We start from the raw sequence: 18156 nt of genomic DNA on the forward strand, positions 1-18156 counted from the left end.
GAATTCCTCCCTCAGGGTTCCTAGAGCGGTTAGTCTAGGCCATGATTCTGAATAGTCCATGCTATTGAGATCAAAGCTGAGATCAGAGCTTGTTAATGAACACTGCCGAAGCCCTTGAAATGCTCAATCTTCCTGCGGGTGCGAGCGAACGGGAGATCCGAGGGCGACTATTTCAGGAATATCAAACCCTCAGCACCGCCCTGACAGAATTGGAAGATGAGCGGCAACGGCTCCTGTTTGAGGTGCAACTGGCGCGGCTGAATGAGGCTCGGGATGTGCTGCTCAGGGCGGCCCAACCTCGGGGATCCCAGCCGGAGAACGTATTGTCATTGGTCAGCCCCGAAGACCTACCCGCGCAGGTGATCGTGCTGCTTTACCAGACAAACGGACAGGAAGGGATCTGTACGCGCCAAGTCGGGGGACAGGATATCGTCCTTGCCTTTGAAAGTTCATTTGGGGCACGAAAATATGCCCAGAGATTGGCCCAGCAGGGATTGTCTAAGCCTGTGCCAGAGCGCTTTGATACAGAGGAGATCGTCGATTTTTGTCGCGGGGGAGGATATGGCTTAATGGTCGTTCCGGCCAATGAAGCGCTAGAGCCCCTAGAGGAAAGCACAGAATCTGCTCAAGATTGGCAAGGTAGGCCCTGATGCGACTCAACCCACATCCACTTGTGTTCACTGGTGCGCTCAATGATTGGGGCTGAACAGATCTCCGTGAACGAGTTTCGCCAGCTCATGGCTGCCGATCTGGAGGCCTGCTGTGAGGCATTTGATCTGCGGGTAGAGTACCTGCGTTTGAAACAACAACGGCTACGGTTTTGGGGTGCGGCGGTCTTTTGTCTGTTGGCAATCGCTCTGACGGTGTTCTTGGTGATTCGGGATCCCGCCCTTTGGATACTTTACATTGGGGCTACCGGGATCCTATTGATTGTCTTGCTGGTGATCCTGCGGGCCAATCTGCGGTTGGAGCGAGATCTGCATCGCATTCGTCAGCGCTGGCAGGAGGCCAATCTGCTCAATAGCGATCCCGAGATGATGAAGTTTGCCACCGACTTGGCCCGCAAGGTGAAAGACTACAACCATTGGGTGGAGGAGCTGCAGCAGTCTATGCAGGGGGGACAGTATTGGCGAGATTTTCGACAACTCAACGCTGGGGAGCAAAAGTATATTCAAACAGTGTTTCTACAAGTGCGGGCTCAGCTGGTGATTGCTTTGCAACTATGCAGACGGTTGATCGAGAACCCTCGTGCTCCGATAGAGCACCACTTCAAGCAATTGGTCTCACGGGATCAACAGTTGCTGAGTCAATTTACCGCCAAAAATATGACGGCCAACCGCTACGTCATCATGGTGCGGGAACTCTCCAACTTAGAAGCAGACCTGCAAACCCAGCTTCAGGCTTTAGGATCCCGGTGATACCCTGTTAGGGATGTTCAGTTGTAGGTTCATGGGACATAGGGGAATGGGAAGACTGTGGCTCCTGCTGCTCTTCGGAGGACTGGGACTAATGGGATGCGGGGATCCGAACGTGCCCTTAACCCAACCACCCCAGGATGCCTTCCGAGTCAGCACCCCCCGTCCACCGCGTACTGACCTTTACCCGACTCCCACGCCACCGCCTACCCCAACCCCAACACCCGCCCCCACTTTGCTGGAGTTGAGTGCCCGTTGGCTACAAATCCCTTGGCCCCCTCAACGGCAGGAAACTAGCCTTGTCGGTCTCAGCGCCCGTTTTCTACAAATCTCCTTGCCAGAGCGACCCCGCTCCTCTGAGAGTCAACGACCTCAGCCCTCCCCCAGTGGCACCACCGAAGAGGAGAAAGAAAGCTAAACCAAGCCGACCTAGGCTACCACAGTTACAGACTCGGTTTCTCGCACACGCAGTTTTTCACAGGGGATTGTATCCGCCAGAATGGAACTGGCCATCATGCCCGTATGTATTTCTAGCTTGGCTTCGGGCACCGCCTCAAACATCAATCGCTGGCCTGGAAAAACCACTCGTTCAAAATACCAATTTTCAATATTGGTGATGCGAGCCACTTGAATCGAGCTGGTCGCATTGATGTAGCTACAGGTTAATCGCTCTAACCGTTTTTTATCAGGGATCGCATCCAGTGTTTGCATAATCGGGTCACCAGCCCACTTTGCTCAGCCTATCATCTACCCTAACACCGGCTGGGGATCACTGTGGTAGTCTGCGATACGACGATCCCGATTGACAAAAATAAATTCCAAAAAATCTGATTTTGTATTCTAACTTACCATTCCATCGTTTTCGATAATTTCCCTGCTTAGAGAGCCAGAATTAGGTTGGGATCCGATGGTCAACTGCCCCAATTTGTTGCTGTAGAAATTCTTGGTAAACCGTAAGCAAAATCACACTTTTTTGCATCCTTTCGCATCCCTTTTAGATGTAAGGTTCAAGGGTCGCCGAGGCCCGTTCCCGATGGAGGTCTTTCCTCTGAGGGGGTGGAACCGGGATCCCAGTTCAGACCCTCCACCCGCAGCTCCAAAGCCCCCGACTGACGCACGGGATTGTACTGTAGGCTGAAGCCATAAGTGCGCCGGTCATAGCCTAAGCGATAGGTAGTATCGACCTGCTGGCCGGATTGCAAATCAACGGTGGTTTCCGCCCCCACCCGCACCGGCCCGTACAGTTGTTGCAAAAAGCCCAGGATCAATTGCTCTCGTGTGGTGATGCGATCGAACAGAAAAGGTGAGGCCCCTGCCAAAAAACCATTGGAGTAGGTCACGCTCAAGTTGGTGTAGTCGAACGTATCGGCCACAAAAGCCCCGATCACTGCATCAATACCGACACTGCCGGCGGTATAGCTCTGGGCGCGGCCATTGGAGTAAAGGGACTGGCTGCTGCTGACGCCAGTATTGAGCCATACCCCTTGCTCAATCGGTAAAGCAGAAAAGCGGGGGGGCGGATGATCCCCTTCGGTCGAGGGGGGACTCCATAGGGCAAAGGAGCGATTCAGGGTGGCTCCTAGTTGCAGTCGGGCCAGCTGGATGCGTTCGGTGGCATTTTGCAGAGCCAAGTCAGGATCCGTATCGATTTCATCAGGCTGTCCTAGGGCATCAATGTAGTCGGTGGCCAAGCGGTAGCTGAGATCCAACCCCGTACTGCCCAAGCGAATCGTCGGTGAGCTGTAGCTGGCTCCAAGGCGATTTTCCACAATCTGAAAGCCCAACCGCCCACTGAAGAAGCGTTCCCGGTAGGCGTAGGTATACGTGACTTGGCCCCCATCGCCAGTGGTAACCCGGTGCTCCACCTGTGCCCGCAGCCGTCTGGCAAACTCTTCGAAGACGATCCCCCGCAACTCCACAAACAGGGAGGTTTGCGCCCTCTGCTCCGGTTGTAGCCAGCGAAAATCGGTGCGCAGCCCGATCCCATCCAACACCCCCTGATCACTCCCCCAGAGGCGTTGCGGATAAAGCTGGGGGGAAAGCACCAAGCTGAGATTGGGATCCCGCAGCAGCTCAAAATTGGGTTGCAGGATCAGACCGCGCCGCAACTCTTCTCGGTCGAAGTCATCGTAGAAGATGCTGACCGGAGGTTGACGGTTGAATTGATCGAAGCGCAGCCGAATCGGCAGGGGCAGGAAAAAGGCCTGGTCGAAGACCAACTGGCCAGACTCAGCAATCAGCAGGCTGGAACCATCCGCTTGCAGGTTGGAGGTGACCCGTGGACTGCGGATCTCCAGCTCGGGCGGATCCAGAGGATCGTTGGTCAGCCGAACGTTATCCCCTTCCCAATTGTTGGCATCAAAACGAATCTGATCGGCCCGAAACCGTACCAACCGCTCCGGGCCAAGAGCGGCTGCTCCCTGCCGTTGGGAGCTGGATGCACCCAGAGTGCGAATATCCACCTGTCCGAAGGCCTCTGACAGGGATCCCTGCTCTTGCTCAAAGTCATATTCCAGCCGGGATCCCTGAATGCGCTGCTGATCCAGCTCAATCGAGACATTGCCCTCCGCCACCGCTCGCCGTTGCCGCAGCTCGATCCGCATCCGATCCGCCCGCAGAATGGAACGGCCCAAGCGCATCTCCACATTGCCTTCTGCCTCAAAAATCTCGGCCCGTTGGTCAAAGGTTTGGCGGTCAGAGCGCAGTTGCAAGGTGCGCGCGGAAAGGGCACTCAGAGTGGCGGAGTCAAGGGATCCCGGAGAAGGCACAACCGAATTGGGTATTTGGGAGATCTCTGGAGGCACAACGGCTTCATCGGCGGCTGCCCATAACCCCAGCGACAGCGACCACAAACCAAGCGATAACAACAGAACGCCTTTCATACCCACACAGCACCCACACCCCAGCACCCTTTTGGTCTTGGCCCGCCGTTGCTTAAACCTGATTGAGCACCCGGTTGAGCTTGCCACTTTGGTAACCTTCCAGATCCAGGCTGACGTAGAGATAACCCGCTGCTTGAAAGGCTTTTACCAGTGCCTCTAAGTCTGTTTTCAGGATAAATTCCTGGATGTGCTGGGGGGGCAATTCAATACGGGCGGTATCTTTTTCGGAGCGTACCCGCACCTGTCGCCAACCCAAACTCCGCAAATAGCGTTCAGCTGCTCCCACCCGACGCAATTTCTCAGCCGTAATCCCCTCTCCATAGGGAAACCGGGAACTAAGACAGGGCTGAGCTGGTTTGTCCCACCAGGGCAAACCCAGATGGCGAGATAACTGCCGTACCTCTAGCTTGCTGATCCCCACCTCCGCCAAGGGAGAGCGTACCCCCCGCTCCAAAGCTGCCTGTACCCCCGGTCGATAATCCGACAGATCATCGGCATTGAGGCCATCCACCACGTAGCCATACCCCCGACTCTGGGCCAATGGGCGCAGCGTATCGTGCAGTTCGCTCTTGCAGAAATAGCAGCGGTTGATGGGGTTGGCGGCGTAGTTGGGATCCTCCAACTCGTGGGTTTGCACAATCTCATGACGGATCCCCATTTGTTGAGCTTGCTCGATGGCCTCCTCCAAATCCTCCGGCAGCAGCGAAGGAGAGGCCGCCGTCACCGCTAAAGCCCGCTCTCCCAGCTGATCCCAAGCCAACTTGGCCACCAACGTACTATCAATTCCTCCGGAATAGGCCACCAACACCTGCTCCATCTCGGCGAAGATCTGGGTAGCCTGCTCAAGCTTTTTCCCCAAAGCGGGATCCAACGAATCCAAAGAGGGGGCGAATGGGGCTTGGGGACTGTTCATTGGGGCCAAGGATTCCTTAAGTCTTAAAGTCTTGGGGACTAGGAGGGTGGTTAAGCTCGTTGATCGCGATCCAGATGGGGCGTGCAGCCTACCCCATCTCTCTCCTATTGTTTCCTAGAGTTCCCTGACTTTCCAACGGTTCCCCCCAGCTTTGGATGCGGGATCCCTCATCTCCAGGCGAGGTTGGCCAATTTGGATCCCGGAACATAGCCAATCGGGCAACCTACCCATAGGCCTCTGATCCGCTGGCGCAATAGGCTGGAACCAGTAAGAATGGGATAACGTCTTGCTTCGGCCCTGTCGCTTTTCAGCTTATATTGACTTTCCCTGGTCTTGGCACCCTATGGCCCTTCAACTTGAACCCGCAAGTCTTCCGGAAGTCGCCGTCTATCAGCCCTACTACGCGGTTGCGCGCCGACAATACTTGGCTCTCGCCGTCGGTCTGTATAAAAAAGCTAGCCTAGAAGGACAGCGAGCTGTTGAGGGAGAGGAGCCAATCCAGTTCTTGGCCAGTTGGCGCATGTCCCCATTGCCTTCTGACCTGACGGTGGTTCAAGTGATTTTTGCCCAGGATGCTGATCTGACCTACCAGCTCTCGATTGCCAACTACGAGTTTGTGGATCACCTAATCGATGTGGTCGCCCTGGTGCAGCGGGGACAGCCCCCAGACTTTACCACTGCCTTTTATAAAAAACTGATGCGACATGAAGAGTGAGCCAGGTTGCCCAAGCGGGGTTACCCTCTACGACACCACCCTGCGGGATGGGGCACAGCGGGAGGGACTATCGCTATCGGTGCAGGATAAATTGCAGATCGCCAAGCTGCTGGATCGGCTCGGGATCCCCTTCATTGAAGGGGGATGGCCGGGAGCAAATCCTAAGGATGTGCAGTTTTTCTGGCAACTGCGGGAAGAACCCCTGACGCAGGCGGAGTTGGTGGCCTTTTGCGCCACCCGCAAGCCCGGCCGCAGAGCCGCCGAAGATCCGATACTGCAAGCCATTTTGGCGGCGGGCACCCGCTATGTGACGGTATTTGGCAAATCCTGGGATCTACACGTCACACAGGGGTTGGGCACTAGCCTGGAAGAAAATCTGGCCATGATCCGAGATACCATCACCTATCTGGGATCCCAGCAGCGGCGGGTGATCTACGATGCCGAACACTGGTTCGATGCCTACCGCCACAACCCCGACTACGCTCTGCAAACCCTGGTGGCCGCTGCCGAGGCCGGAGCGGAGTGGCTGGTTCTTTGTGATACCAATGGCGGATCCTTACCCCATGAGATCGCCCAGAGCACGGCAGCAGTTTTGGCGGAATCCCACCACCTACGGCATCTGCCCTTAGGCATTCACACCCACAACGATTCCGGCACTGCTGTCGCCAATGCCCTTGCCTCGGTGCAGGCGGGCTCCCGCATGGTGCAGGGGACGATCAACGGCTACGGCGAACGCTGCGGCAATGCCGACCTGTGTAGCCTAATCCCCAACTTGCAACTGAAGCTGGGCTACCCCTGCCTACCGGAAGAGAAGCTGCAATACCTGACGGAGATCTCCCGTTCCATCAGCGAGGTGGTCAACTTGGCCCCCGATGATCATGCTCCATTTGTGGGTCTCTCGGCCTTTGCCCACAAGGGCGGGATCCACGTCAGTGCCGTCCAGAAGAACCCCCTCACCTACGAGCACATTGCGCCAGAACGGGTGGGCAACCGCCGCCGGGTGGTGGTTTCCGAGCAAGCGGGCCTGAGCAACATCCTCAGTAAAATGGCTGGATTTGGGATCCCACTGGATAAATCGGATCCGCAAGCACGCTCGATTTTGGAACGGCTGAAAACCCTAGAGCTAGAGGGCTATCAGTTTGAAGCTGCCGAGGCCAGCTTTGAACTGCTGGTACGGGGGCTATTGGGGCAGCGTTCCCATCCTTTTGAGGTGCTTAGTTTTAACATCAGCACCACCACCCGGTCGGGGTGGAGCAGCAAAGATTGGGATCCCACCGGGGAAGAAGCAGATGTGCAATCCTTGGCGGCGGTGAAAATTGCCGTGCAGGGGCAGACACGGGTCAGCGCGGCGGAAGGCAACGGGCCTGTAGCGGCTCTAGATGGGGCCTTGCGCAAAGCTTTGCAGGAGTTTTATCCCCAGATTGAACAGATTCACCTATCGGATTACAAAGTACGGATCTTGGATGGACGGGCGGGCACTTCGGCCAAAACCCGGGTGCTGGTGGAGTTTAGCGACGGTCACCACCGCTGGACGACGGTAGGGGTTTCCACCAATATCATCGAGGCTTCCTGTCGAGCCTTGGTGGAGGGACTGGAGTATAGCCTGCTGCCCCCGAGCTCCCCCTTGCCAACCTCTGCCGATTATCGTTCCTCGGCGACTGCAGCGAGGGTTTCCTGAGGATCCCCAGGCTTAGTTAACCCTCAACTTTCCCGAACGACTGGGCTGTCGACTGCAGAATGGGATGCCATTCTAGACATAGGTCGGGCTGGTCTTGTGGTGCGAGGCAAGCGATGGCTAGCATAGACTTCTCCTTTTGGTTGGATCCCCCAAGCCCTATGTCGATATCTGATTTTGCGCAACTCCTACCCCATCTCAGTCAAAATCCTATGGGGATTGTCGTGCCGACGGTGATTGAGCAGTCTTCCCGTGGCGAAAAGGCCTTTGACATCTACTCTCGGCTTTTGCGGGATCGGATTGTCTTTCTGGGTCGGGCGATTGATGATAGTGCCGCTAACTTGGCGATCGCCCAGATGCTGTTTTTGGAAGCGGAGGATCCCACCCGCGATATTTATCTTTACATCAACAGCCCCGGTGGCTCCGTCTATTCCGGCATGGGCATATACGACACGATGGAATACATTCAGCCGGATGTGTGCACCATCTGCATGGGGGTAGCAGCCAGTATGGCAGCCTTTTTGCTCTGTGCTGGGGCTCCTGGCAAACGTATGGCCCTACCCAATGCCCGCATCATGACCCACCAAAGTTCTGGACGGGCGGCAGGCCAAGCGACGGATATTGAAATTCAAGCCAAAGAGCTGTTGTTTATTGATGAACAGATCAACAAAATCATGGCGGAGCGCACCGGCCAACCTTACGAGAAGATCAAAGCCGACAATGACCGCGACTTTTACATGAGCGCTGCTGAAGCCAAAGCTTATGGCCTAGTGGATAAGGTACTGGAGCGGCAGTTTTTGCCCACCGATAAGCGAACCCAAGCGGTTGACTCGTAAGCTGGTTGGACGATGGCCTCATGAGGATCATTGGCCTCACCGGGGGAATGGGCACAGGCAAGTCCACCGTTGCCCAAATCTTGCAACAGCACGGGATCCCAGTGGCGGATGCGGATCAGTTGGCCCGACAAGCCCTTGTGCCAGGGTCCCCAGTTCGAGCAAGGGTATTGCATCGCTTTGGAGCTAGCATTCAAACCCAGGAGGGCGAGCTGGATCGTGTTCGGCTGGGGCAAATTGTGTTTGCAGATCCCAGCGAAAGGGTGTGGTTGGAAGAGCAGATTCACCCGTTTGTGAAAACGGAATTGCATCATTTTCTAGAGGCTCAGCAGGGATCCCCTACCGTTTGCTTGATGATTCCTCTTTTGTTTGAGGCAGGCATGGAAGACTGGGTGAGCGAAATTTGGGTGGTTACCTGTACCCCCGAACAACAACGACAACGCCTCTCGCACCGGGATCCCCTGATCGTCGATCAAATGGAGGCACGCATTGCCAGCCAGTGGCCCTTGACTGAAAAAATACAACGGGCTCATGTCGTGCTGGATAATTCCGGATCCCTATCTGATCTGCAAAGACAGGTGCAGCAAGCTCTGACGATTGCCCCGCCCCACTGGGTCGGATAGAGTGACGGATAAGGGATCCCCTCCCTTTTGCGCTATCTGTGGGTGGGTTGAGAAAATGATTATGCAAACTGAGCGGATACAGGCTAGATCCGAATCCGTGGATCAGAACCTTGAGGTTCTTGTCCAGAAAATAGCCGCCGAAGTTCTCAGGCAGCTGGATCCCTACCTACAGGAACAGTTGAGGATACGCGAACCCCAATCAATCCAGCCAGATCCGAAAATGGTCGAGCAAGCCCAAGCGCTAGCCACAGAACGGGAACGCAACCGCATTTTGCAAGGCCAACTCGACCTGATGCAACTGCGGCAAGAGAAACAACACCAGCAAATTCGCAGCTATGAGGCGGAGATCGAGCAGCTTTACCAAGAGAAACAGGTGTTGGAGCAAATGATGCAGGAGTTGCCGGAGATGTATCGCCGTCAGGTTCAGGCCCGCATTCAACCGATTCGTGAGCGCATTGCCGCCATTCAAGCGGAAAACCGTCAACTACGGGTGGATCTCTATCACCTCAGCTACCATCTACACCACATGGATCAAATGGATTCCCCCGGATGGAAAGTGAAACTCCCCCAATTTGCTGCACCACGCCGCCGGGATCCCTTGGCTTTGCCTGCTGTACAGACCCATGGCACAGAGGCAACGGTGGAGTTGCAGCCTCATTCCTGAGTTTGGGTTGGGCCACAATTGGCACAATTGGATAGACCGGCTCACCATCATGGGATGGAGTTCTTGAATGGCTGGGAGCAACGCCTACGAACCCCTCCATCTAAAATATCGCCCGCAGCGCTTTGCAGATGTGGTCGGCCAGGCGGCGGTGGTACAAACCCTGGCCAATGCCATCCGCTTGGGTCGCATTGCTCCCGCCTATCTGTTTTGTGGGCCGCGCGGTACAGGCAAAACCTCCAGTGCTCGCATTTTGGCTAAGTCTTTGAATTGTGAACGGGGGCCAACAGCGGATCCCTGTCAGGTCTGTAGTCAGTGCCGCGCCATCACGGGTGGATCTTCTCTGGATGTGATTGAGATCGACGCCGCGAGCAATACCGGTGTAGACAACATCCGCGAGTTGATCGAACGGGCGCAGTTTGCCCCGGTGAACAGCCGCTACAAGGTCTATGTCATTGATGAATGCCACATGCTCAGCAATGCGGCCTTTAATGCTTTGCTGAAAACGCTTGAAGAGCCACCCGCCCATGTGGTGTTCGTATTGGCGACCACCGATCCTCAGCGGGTGCTGCCCACCGTCATTTCTCGATGTCAGCGCTTCGATTATCGGCGTATTCCCCTCAGCGATATGGTGGCGCATCTGGGAGAAATTGCCGCCAAAGAAGGGATCCTGATCACCCCTACAGCTCTGCAACTGGTGGCCCAACTGTCTCAAGGGGGGCTGCGGGATGCGGAAAGTTTATTGGATCAACTCAGCCTATTGGAAGGAACCATCACACCGGAGGCGGTTTGGGATTTGGTAGGGGCGATCCCCGAACGCCACCTGCTGGATTTGATCGATGCGCTAGCAGCTCAGGATGCTCAAGGGGTGCTGACTCAAGCTCGGCAACTGTTGGAACATGGCAAAGAGCCTCTGGTTTTGGTGCAAAACTTGGTGGCCTTTTATCGGGATCTGCTGCTGATCAAAACCGCACCGCAACAGCGAGAATTGGTCACCCTGACAGATCCCACCTGGGAAGCTTTGCGACAGCGTGCCCCCAACTACTCGGTGGAGATGCTCCTGTCGGCCCAGAGCCATCTGCGCCAGTGTGAGCCGCAAATTCGCCAGAGTGGACAACCGCGTCTATGGCTGGAAATTGCCCTGATGGATCTGTTGTGCCTGCGGCAGGGTCACCTGAGCATGAGGGGCGGAGAAGCGGCTTCTGTTAGTCTGCCGATCTCTAAATCCGAAGCTGTCCCCGCCTCGATTGCAACTCCACCAATTGTCAAAGAGTCGGTATCCGCACCACCTGTTGTTACACCCCCTCTTCCAGAGCCACCCCCTCCAAAAGGGGATCCGACAGCACCCCCTGAACCAAGACCACTGGAAAGCCCGGTGAATCTGCTGCGGCCCCGTTGGGATGAGTTTTTGAAGCGGCTCTCTCCCATTACCAAAGCCCTGCTGGGATCCGGCCATTTACACCAAGAGACTCCAGAAGAAATCACACTAGCCTTTCCCAGCAAAGGACTGGCAGAAAAAATCCGGGGCAAAGAATCGGAACTGCACTCCGTGTTGCAAAGCCTGTTACAGCGTTCTGTACGACTCCATTTGATCGTGCAACGGTCTAGCGAAGCCATCCACACCACATCCAGTCGTGATGCAGCCCCGGCATCTTCTACCCAGGGAGCCCCACCTGTCTCTAGCTCAGAACATCCAGAACGGGTGGATCATCCCCCATCTGAGCGTCCCTCACCCTCACAAAACTCGCCCCAGCCGGATCCCTTGCCCACCCCCCCTCGTGCCGCTCTAACCGAAATGGATGAGCTAGAAGAGGTGGCCCGCCGCTTTGCTGAACACTTCAACGGCAGCTTGGTGGATTTGGAGGGGGTGCTGCGATCCCCAAACCTTCAGCCCCTGGAAGCTGTGGAAGCAGAGGGATCCCCAACTGAGTTCACTGAAGAGGTAGCCGAACCGCCATTGGCTCCTGTTGTACCCCCCTTATCAAGGGTGCAAGTCCCTACAGCAGAAGAGGGGGAGGATCTCCCTTTTTGATATTTTGTTTTGGGTTTTTGAGATATGGCTTTTCCCGAGTTTATGGAGGAGCTGAGGTGGCCTAGAATCCTAATCGAATCCTGATCTGATCAGGAATTAGCCCATATGGACTTAGTCGATAAAGAAAGGACTCCGTCCCGCTACGCGAGGTACTAGAAAAAGCCGTAAAAAGAGACTATTCAGACTGAACTTCTCGTCGCTTCAACACCTGATCCCGAAGTTTGCCTTCGTAACCCTGATCGGAAGGTTGATAAAAATGGGATCCCTGTAAATTGTCCGGCAGGTATTGTTGAGGCACCCAGTGCTCTCGAAAAGCATGCGGGTAGCGGTACCCCGCCCCATGGCCTAAGCCTTTTTTGTCGCGGTTGCCATCTTTCAGGTGATGGGGCACTTCATCAGAATAGTTCTGTTCGGCCGCCCGCAGCGCTTCGAAAAAGCCCAATACACTATTGGATTTCGGGGCAGTGGCCAGGTAGAGAGCCGCATGAGCCAAGGCATAATGCCCCTCCGGCAAACCGACCCGATCAAACGTAGCCGCGCAGGCATTCACCACCACAATCGCCTGTGGATCGGCTAACCCTATATCTTCACTGGCCAAAATCCCCATACGACGGAACAAAAAGCGAGGATCTTCTCCCGCATGAATCATTCGCGCCAGCCAGTACAAAGCTGCATCAGGATCCGATCCGCGCACACTTTTGATGAAGGCGCTGATGCTATCAAAATGGGTATCTCCATCACGGTCGTATAATAAGGCCCGTTGTTGGATGGAATCTTCCGCTACCGCCAAAGTGATGTGAACCACGCCTTCGGAGTCAGGATCCGTGGTTTCTACCGCGAGCTCTAGGGCATTGAGCAAAGCACGGGCATCTCCATTGGCAACATTCACCCAATGCTCTAGGGCCGGAGATTCCACCCGTACTTTACGTGCGCCATAACCCCGTTCCGGATCCCGGAGAGCCTGTTGGGCAATGAGAGCCAGATCCTGGGGGGTGAGGGTTTTCAGTTGAAACAATCGGGAGCGACTCACCAAAGCAGCATTGACTTCAAAATAAGGATTCTCGGTAGTCGCTCCAATTAAAATGACCGTACCGTTTTCCACCCAAGGCAACAGAGCATCCTGCTGCGAGGTATTGAAGCGGTGCACCTCATCCACAAACAAAATGGTGCGCTGACCATACAACCGCAGTCGTTCTTGGGCTTCATCGATGGCAGCTCGAATGTCTTTGATCCCGGCCAAGACAGCGTTGATGGTGATGAAGTGAGCGCGAGTTTGGTTAGCGATGATCTGAGCTAGAGTCGTTTTTCCAGTTCCGGGCGGGCCAAAGAAAATCAGGGATGAAAGTTGATCCGCCTGGATGGCGCGTCGCAATAACCGCCCTTCTCCCAAAATAGCTTCCTGACCAACAAATTCATCCAGGGTACAGGGGCGCATACGCGCGGCTAGAGGGGCTTGCTTTTCCCGCTGCTGAGCAGCTTGATACTCGAACAAATCCATAATGTCTCTACAGCCTTTTCCAGCGATATATACTACAGCCGATGCAGACCAACCCTTTGTCCGACAAGAATCTCTTCTTAACTTTGTGTCGTCCATGAAGTCGGAAAAGGCTGTCACGCAAACTTAATGTGAAACCTTCATTTTTGAGGTTACAAAGGTAGTTGATATTTTCGATCTTGAAATGAATGCTCCTCAGTTTCTAATGACAAGATATCGAGGAGAGATTTGAGGGGCCTAGCCAAGGTTCTTGAGCGCTTTGGGCTGCAACTTGAGTGGCTAAATTCACTCAAGCAATTCCCGCAAATCGTTATCTTCCAATAGCTCATCCAGTAGGTGCTCGCTGGCTGCATCCCACTCCTCCTGGATGGAGTAGCCATCTACTTTTACACCGGAGAAGAAGGTTTCTTTGGGTTTGGCTTGAAATGGAGTGGGAGGGGGAAATTGAGTGGGAGGAGCTGTCCGGCGGAAGGGATTCAACCAGTTGCGGGTACGGCGCTCAGAATGGGGAGGGATGGCTGCTGGAGGCCGTTGCACTGAGGGGGCGTTGGCACGGACAGGTACGGAAGGGATCCGCCCCGAACGGGTGACATAGCGGGATAAATCCTCATCGGACGGGGTAGGAGGTTCTGTTGCCGAGGTGAGAGGTTCAGGCACAGCGGCGGGATCCCCTGGGGAGGGGTTGGGCTGAAAGTCTATCGGTGGAGTGACGGGAGGGATTGTATTGGGGGAGCGCCCTTCACCGGTACGCGGCAAGATCAAGTGATCGAGAAAAAAGGTGATGGTTTCTGGTTTAATCCACCCCCGAGCCACCAAGATCTCACCAAACAAAAGCCCAGAATAACTTTGATCCATCAGCGCCACCTGGATCTGTCCCTCACTCAAAAGACCTGCTTGTTTTAAAACTTGCCCGATCGGTTGATTTTCAGGCTCTTTGGGGGTTGGGCTGGGTTCACTGGTCTGATCAGCGCTCATGATTCAGGATTCCTCCGAAAATCGAGATACAACAACAACCTGTCTCTTACTCTATGTACAACATTGGTGTCGAGGGTGCCGGTTGCCAAATGAGCCAATTGTTGATATTTTGCACCTCAGGTTCAAATTGAAACGGCAAGTTTGTTGCTCCTTGTGAAATACAAACCTAGAGATGCTCTTCATCTTGAGGCAGTGAAACGTTGCGGCAGCAAAGTTTTGCCAAATTTTAACCCTGAGTGAGGAGTGGTTCTAATGATTTTCTCTGCGGGCAGGCCAGCCCTGTCTCACCGGCGACAGCCAGCCGGATGGTGGAAAATGTTGCTCCTGCTTGGATCCCCGCTGGCGACACTGGCACTGTGGGCAGGAGCAGCAGAGGCGGCAACGATTACGGTGAACAGCCTGGATCAAGGCTCTGTAGCCGGGCAGTGTACGCTGCGGGATGCCATCGAAGCGGCCAATACCAATGCCGCAGTGCAAGGCTGCACAGCAGGGGATTCTCTTCCTACTGTTGACACCATCGATTTCAGCGTCACAGGAATCATTACCCTGGTCACTGCCTTACCGACGATTACTGAAGATGTGGTGATTGACGGGCCAGGAGCAACCGACCTAGAGGTAAGTGGGAATAATTTAGTTCGGGTGTTTGATATTGGGAATAACCTCAGTGTAGAGATTGAGGGACTGACCATCAGCAATGGAAACACTGCTGGCGACGGTGGTGGCATCCGGGCAGGTAGCGGCACCACCCTGACGGTGAGCAACAGCACCCTGAGTGGCAATAGCGCAGGAACTCGGGGCGGCGGGATCCGTGCCGTTACCGCAACGGTGAGCAACAGCACCCTGAGTGGCAATAGCGCAAACTTTGGCGGCGGCGGGATCTTTGCCAGTACCACCGCAACGGTGAGCAACAGCACCCTGAGTGGCAATAGCGCAGGCAGTGATGGCGGCGGGATCTATGCCGTTAACACCGCAACGGTGAGCAACAGCACCCTGAGTGGCAATAGCGCAAACTTTGGCGGCGGCGGGATCCGTGCCGTTACCGCAACGGTGAGCAACAGCACCCTGAGTGGCAATAGCGCAAACTTTGGCGGCGGCGGGATCCGTGCCGTTACCGCAACGGTGAGCAACAGCACCCTGAGTGGCAATAGCGCAGGAACTCGGGGCGGCGGGATCTTTGCCAGTACCGCGACGGTGAGCAACAGCACCCTGAGTGGCAATAGCGCAAACTTCGATGGCGGCGGGATCCGTGCCGTTACCGCAGCAACGGTGAACAACAGTATTATCGCTGGCAACACGGGTTCTGCCGGCAATGAAGAATGTTCCGGCAGCATCAGCGGCAGCAAGAATGTCTTTGGCGTCAGTGGCAATGCTGGTGGTTGCCCCGTGGCAGGGAACATTGTGCCAACTGGGGCTATTTCCACGGTTCTGCAGACCACCCTAGCTGCCAATGGCACCACGATCTTTGCTGGGGTTCTGCCGGGAACACCGGTTCTGACCCTGGCCTTGGTAGCCAATAGCCCCGCCCTAGAGGCCGCAGACCCTGGTATCTGTGCAGCAGCCCCTATCAATAACCTCGACCAAAGAGGGGTGACTCGTCCCCAGCCGGCTAGCACCACCTGCGATATCGGGGCCTTTGAAAGTGCTCTGACAGAACCCGAGCCGACACCGACGCCCACAGCTACCCCGACCCCTGAACCAACTCCCACCCCGACACCCGAGCCCACACCCACGCCAATCCCGACACCGACGCCCACAGCTACCCCGACCCCTGAACCAACTCCCACCCCGACACCCACAGCTACCCCGACCCCTGAACCAACTCCCACCCCGACCCCAGAATCCCCCAACCGTCCCCCGGCGGGTCGTTTGGTTTGGGATCCTGCCCGGTTGATTGTGCAAGAAACCCGGCAAGAGGGGATCCCGACTTTGGAGGTGCAGGCCAACCAGTTGCGGGGGGTAGTCTTTGATTTTCGCAACTTGGGTGGGCCAATTCGGGTTCCGGTGCAAGTGTGTGTGCTGGTGCCGGAGGGACTGGCCTTCAGCTCACCGCAACTGCCGCTGCAGGCGAGTACCCAAGTGATAATCGCTGGGGTGGCCAGCCGAGATTTCACAACACAGTTCATCCCGGCTGGGCAACCCGTTCCTGCCGCTTGTCAGGGAACCAATCGCAACGGAGCGGTGGTGGTGACTCTGCCCGATGGGATCCCGGCGGGGGTGAGTGGGTCAATCGGTTTTCAAGTCGTGTTGGAGTGAAGTTAATAGTGAGGCTAATGATGAGTAAGCTCGCAATTGGGTTAGGATTAGGCCTGATTTTGGCTGGCTGTGGGTCGAGCAGTAGCAACGGTGTCAGTCTTCTGCCGCAGGAGCCCACTCAGCAGCCGAGTTTGCCTGCTTCCTTCACGGTTTTTTTGCAGGTAGGCAGCAGCTATAGCAATCCGCCTGTGGTAAGTCTGTCGGAGCCCGTACGGGTGGTGGTGCGCACCAATTAGGGGGAAAGGTGCACTGGAGGGGATCCCAACCGTTGAAAGGTCTGCCAAAGGGTTTCTGCTCGCTGGCCAACCTGACGCAAAATCCATCCTTGACAGACTGGATCCGGCGATTTCACCAACCAGTGTTCTGAATCAGAGGGCCAATCTGGTTCTGGCCAATCCCCCAGTAAATACAGGGATCCCCAGCAGGTATAGGATCCGAGTACGGATCCAGAAGCAATTTGCTCGTGGGGAAAGCGGAGATCCATCTGTTCTTGTAGCCACAGGATTTTGTCTTGTGGCGAGGCAAGGGAGGTGACCCAAACTTGTAGGTAATTGTGCAGCCGCTCAAATTGCCAGCATTCGCCCATGGCCAGTCGTCCTGCCGTCCAAATCTCGGCATAGGCCAAACGGGCACTTGGGGCTAAGTGAATCTGAACTTGCTGGCGAAAGTCGGCTCCAGCACCGGGGATGAGAGGGTGGGGGATCCAGATCAGCTCGCTTTCGGGAGCTAGGTCTATGCTCACCTGCTGCTCAATCAAGCCCGGGTGCAGACGTGTTGCCCCTTGGGTGCGAATTTCCAGGGCAGAGGCAGCCCCAATTTCAAGATGAATTTGGTGTTGATCCCCTCCTAGCAAGCCGCCGTTGGGGTTGCGTAAATAGTAAACTGGCGGATCCCCAGGGGATCCCCGCGGGCCAAGACCTAGCCCACCTAGCCATTGCAAAGGGGCCTGAGAATATTCCCAGACTCGGGTGTAGTCGCCCTGCCGAGTCGTTTTTAGGGTGGCGCTGCCGAAGTTCACAGCAGGCTAAAAGAAGGGGATCCAGCAGCGACGGAGCGAAACAACACTTCGCGCTCTAGCCAACTTATGATCTGCTCCAGTCCCTCCCCGGTACGCAAATTGGTGAATACAAACGGTTTATCTCCCCGCATCCGGCGTGCATCCCGTTCCATTACCCCCAAGTCTGCACCCACATAGGGAGCCAGATCAATTTTGTTAATCACCAGCAGATCCGAGCGGGTAATCCCCGGCCCCCCCTTGCGGGGGATTTTGTCTCCTTCGGCCACGTCAATGACGTAAATGCAGGCATCCACCAGCTCTGGGCTAAAGGTAGCCGCCAGATTGTCTCCCCCCGATTCCACCAGGATTAAATCCAGCCCGCAAAAGCGCCGCTCCAGTTCCTGAATGGCATCTAGGTTCAAAGAGGCATCCTCGCGAATGGCAGTATGGGGACAGCCGCCGGTCTCCACACCAATGATCCGCTCTGTTTCTAGAGCCTTGGCCCGCACCAAAAACTCGGCATCCTCGCGGGTATAAATATCGTTGGTGACCACCGCCAAAGATAAGCGATCCCGCAGCGCCAAACAGAGCTTTTCCACCAGGGCAGTTTTCCCGGATCCCACTGGGCCCCCAATGCCAACCCGCACCGGCTGTAAAGGCTGCACAATTTCACCCGACATCTGACAC

The 18156-nt window shown here is 55.6% G+C and carries 16 protein-coding genes and 2 pseudogenes; 11 read left to right on the top strand and 7 right to left on the bottom strand.

What is annotated here, in order from left to right; translation table 11 throughout:
* The first annotated feature begins 95 nt into the window (after positions 1 to 95).
* The 3 genes from L1047_RS08015 (at position 96) to L1047_RS08025 (ending at position 1833) form a co-directional block, all read left to right on the top strand.
* On the top strand, positions 96 to 650 hold the full coding sequence (locus tag L1047_RS08015) for a DUF3110 domain-containing protein (protein WP_235278355.1): 555 nt from the start codon (positions 96 to 98) through the stop codon (positions 648 to 650).
* A 66-nt stretch (positions 651 to 716) separates the two neighbouring features.
* Entirely contained in the window at positions 717 to 1418 is a 702-nt protein-coding gene (locus L1047_RS08020; RefSeq protein ID WP_235278356.1) for a hypothetical protein, read from the top strand.
* Between the two features lie 112 nt (positions 1419 to 1530).
* Positions 1531 to 1833, top strand: a complete 303-nt coding sequence (locus L1047_RS08025) for a hypothetical protein (protein ID WP_235278357.1) — start codon at positions 1531 to 1533, stop codon at positions 1831 to 1833.
* 44 nt (positions 1834 to 1877) lie between these two features.
* Here the strand turns inward: L1047_RS08025 and L1047_RS08030 are convergent.
* The 3 genes and pseudogenes from L1047_RS08030 to larE all read right to left on the bottom strand — a co-directional run.
* Positions 1878 to 2123: pseudogene (locus tag L1047_RS08030) on the bottom strand (DUF1830 domain-containing protein); the annotation flags it as partial.
* Positions 2124 to 2422: 299 nt separating this feature from the next.
* Complete coding sequence (locus L1047_RS08035) at positions 2423 to 4297, bottom strand: DUF3769 domain-containing protein (RefSeq protein WP_235278359.1); 1875 nt, start codon at positions 4295 to 4297, stop codon at positions 2423 to 2425.
* Positions 4298 to 4349: 52 nt separating this feature from the next.
* The gene (larE, locus tag L1047_RS08040; RefSeq protein ID WP_268836208.1) at positions 4350 to 5210 is read right to left on the bottom strand and encodes an ATP-dependent sacrificial sulfur transferase LarE; all 861 of its coding nucleotides are present in this window, start codon (positions 5208 to 5210) and stop codon (positions 4350 to 4352) included.
* Positions 5211 to 5553: 343 nt separating this feature from the next.
* On the opposite strand from larE, the gene ebsA reads away from it, so the two are divergent.
* The 6 genes from ebsA to L1047_RS08070 all read left to right on the top strand — a co-directional run bounded on the left by ebsA (position 5554) and on the right by L1047_RS08070 (position 11749).
* Positions 5554 to 5925 (top strand): type IV pilus biogenesis protein EbsA, encoded by a 372-nt coding sequence (gene ebsA / locus L1047_RS08045; RefSeq protein WP_235278360.1) that lies wholly within the window; start codon positions 5554 to 5556, stop codon positions 5923 to 5925.
* A complete protein-coding gene (gene cimA / locus L1047_RS08050; RefSeq protein WP_235278361.1) occupies positions 5915 to 7603 on the top strand; it encodes a citramalate synthase in 1689 nt (562 codons plus the stop codon). The genes ebsA and cimA overlap by 11 nt, the downstream gene beginning before the upstream one ends.
* A gap of 209 nt (positions 7604 to 7812) precedes the next feature.
* Positions 7813 to 8436 (top strand): ATP-dependent Clp endopeptidase proteolytic subunit ClpP, encoded by a 624-nt coding sequence (gene clpP / locus L1047_RS08055; protein WP_235278906.1) that lies wholly within the window; start codon positions 7813 to 7815, stop codon positions 8434 to 8436.
* A 20-nt stretch (positions 8437 to 8456) separates the two neighbouring features.
* Positions 8457 to 9056 carry a dephospho-CoA kinase gene (coaE, locus tag L1047_RS08060; protein WP_235278362.1) on the top strand — a complete coding sequence of 200 codons (600 nt, stop codon included), beginning with the start codon at positions 8457 to 8459 and terminating at the stop codon, positions 9054 to 9056.
* A gap of 220 nt (positions 9057 to 9276) precedes the next feature.
* The gene (locus L1047_RS08065) at positions 9277 to 9720 is read left to right on the top strand and encodes a hypothetical protein (RefSeq protein ID WP_235278363.1); all 444 of its coding nucleotides are present in this window, start codon (positions 9277 to 9279) and stop codon (positions 9718 to 9720) included.
* A 67-nt stretch (positions 9721 to 9787) separates the two neighbouring features.
* The gene (locus L1047_RS08070; RefSeq protein WP_235278364.1) at positions 9788 to 11749 is read left to right on the top strand and encodes a DNA polymerase III subunit gamma/tau; all 1962 of its coding nucleotides are present in this window, start codon (positions 9788 to 9790) and stop codon (positions 11747 to 11749) included.
* A gap of 184 nt (positions 11750 to 11933) precedes the next feature.
* Here the strand turns inward: L1047_RS08070 and L1047_RS08075 are convergent.
* Positions 11934 to 13247, bottom strand: a pseudogene (locus L1047_RS08075) (AAA family ATPase); the annotation flags it as partial.
* 282 nt (positions 13248 to 13529) lie between these two features.
* Positions 13530 to 14219: a hypothetical protein gene (locus L1047_RS08080; RefSeq protein WP_235278365.1), complete on the bottom strand. Its 690-nt coding sequence runs from the start codon at positions 14217 to 14219 to the stop codon at positions 13530 to 13532.
* Between the two features lie 315 nt (positions 14220 to 14534).
* Here L1047_RS08080 and L1047_RS08085 point away from each other — a divergent pair, with 315 nt between their 5' ends.
* Entirely contained in the window at positions 14535 to 16472 is a 1938-nt protein-coding gene (locus L1047_RS08085; RefSeq protein WP_235278366.1) for a choice-of-anchor Q domain-containing protein, read from the top strand.
* 17 nt (positions 16473 to 16489) lie between these two features.
* Positions 16490 to 16708, top strand: a complete 219-nt coding sequence (locus L1047_RS08090) for a hypothetical protein (RefSeq protein WP_235278367.1) — start codon at positions 16490 to 16492, stop codon at positions 16706 to 16708.
* Here L1047_RS08090 and L1047_RS08095 read toward each other — a convergent pair.
* Entirely contained in the window at positions 16705 to 17490 is a 786-nt protein-coding gene (locus tag L1047_RS08095) for an urease accessory protein UreD (RefSeq protein WP_235278368.1), read from the bottom strand. The two genes, L1047_RS08090 and L1047_RS08095, sit on opposite strands and share 4 nt — an antisense overlap.
* Positions 17487 to 18149 carry an urease accessory protein UreG gene (gene ureG, locus L1047_RS08100; RefSeq protein WP_235278369.1) on the bottom strand — a complete coding sequence of 221 codons (663 nt, stop codon included), beginning with the start codon at positions 18147 to 18149 and terminating at the stop codon, positions 17487 to 17489. The genes L1047_RS08095 and ureG overlap by 4 nt, the downstream gene beginning before the upstream one ends.
* Positions 18150 to 18156 lie beyond the last annotated feature (7 nt).

Source organism: Synechococcus sp. Nb3U1 (assembly GCF_021533835.1).
Classification (GTDB): Bacteria; Cyanobacteriota; Cyanobacteriia; order Thermostichales; family Thermostichaceae; genus Thermostichus.